This is a genomic window from Corynebacterium sp. c3Ub_189 (genome assembly GCF_039907195.1).
Classification (GTDB): Bacteria; Actinomycetota; Actinomycetes; order Mycobacteriales; family Mycobacteriaceae; genus Corynebacterium.
Window position 1 is genome coordinate 1 of the sequence record NZ_JASBOF010000046.1, and the last position, 1,433, is coordinate 1,433.

The 1,433-nt window shown below is 55.9% G+C and carries 1 pseudogene; it reads left to right on the top strand.

Features of this window, described 5'->3' with window-relative positions:
- Positions 1-200: 200 nt before the first annotated feature.
- A pseudogene (locus tag QKD99_RS11430) lies at positions 201-1,407 on the top strand (IS3 family transposase); the annotation flags it as partial.
- Positions 1,408-1,433 lie beyond the last annotated feature (26 nt).

A 1,433-nucleotide genomic window follows, 5' to 3' on the forward strand; every position in this document is an offset into this window, starting at 1 on the left:
TGAACTGCTCCCCATTAGTTGGACTGAGAAATCAGTTGCCAACAACTAGTGGGGAGCATTTTCTTTGAGAGCACGTAGTTCGCTGAGTGAAGTTCAGCGTGAGCAGTTAGTGGAGCTTTTCGAGCAGGGAATGGGTTGCCGAGCCGCTGCTCGTGTTGTCGGTGTCTCGAGAGACGCAACGCGTAGACTTTATCGCCGTTTCCAACTGCGTGGCAGACTATGTCTCGTGGAGAAACCAAACAAGCAGCACTACTCCTTCGAGGCGAAGAAGGAAGTTGTAGAACGTCATCTTGCGGGTGAGTCGATGATGGATCTTGCCCGAGAGTTCAATCTTTCATCCGACCGCCTCGTCAAGGACTGGGTGGCTAAGTGGCGCAGAGGCGGCGACGAGGCTCTGCGCCCGAAGCCGAAGGGCAGGCCCAAAGGATCGGCTGCGCCGAAACGCCTCACGGAAGAGGAAAAGCTTCGCCGCCAGGTTGAGCGGCTGGAAGCGGAAAACGCCTACTTAAAAAAATTGCGAGACTTGAGGAACCAGGGACACGCCTGAAAGCCCAGGCAATCGTCATCCTCAAGTCACACCACCGCTTGGACTACCTCCTGGATGCGGCCGGCATGGCACGCTCGACATTCTTCTACCACCAAAAACGACTCACCGCACCGGATAAACATGCCGAGCTCAAACAAGCGATCCGGGACAGTTTTCAGCGCAACAAACACCGCTACGGCTACCGGCGGGTACTGCTCGACCTGCGTAACCAGGGCTGGGTGGTCAACCACAAACTTGTCTACAAGCTCATGCGCGCCATGGGCTTGAAAGCCAAGATCCGCCAGCGCAGGCCCTACATCTCCTACACTGGCACAATCAGCTACATCGCTGAGAACGCACTCGAGCGCAACTTCACCCCCGATAGGCTCAACACTGTCTTCGTCAGCGACGTCACCGAGTTCAAAGTCGCTGGCCGCAAGGTGTATCTCTCACCGGTGATGGACCTGTTCGACCGCTCAATCGTCGCCCACACAGTGGCCACATCGCCGTCTACGGCGTTTACCTCGGCTTCGTTGGCGCAGGCGATCAAAGCGTGTGCTCCAGAGCCGGGCTGGATGATCCACACCGATCAAGGATTCCAATACAAGCACTCATCATGGCGCACCCTGATTAGCCAGCACCAGGGAGTCCAATCGATGTCACGCAAAGGCAACTGCTACGACAACGCGGTCATGGAGAACTTCTTCGGCCACCTGAAAACCGAGATGTACCACGGAGAAGCCTTCGACACCGTCGCAGAGTTCAACCAGGCAATCGACGAGTACATCCGGTGGTACAACACCGAACGCATCCAACAACGACTCAAGGGTCTAACCCCGATGCAATATCGAAATCAGACCCTTGAAGCCCTAACCGCCTAGAATTAAACCAGTCCAACTTTCGGGGG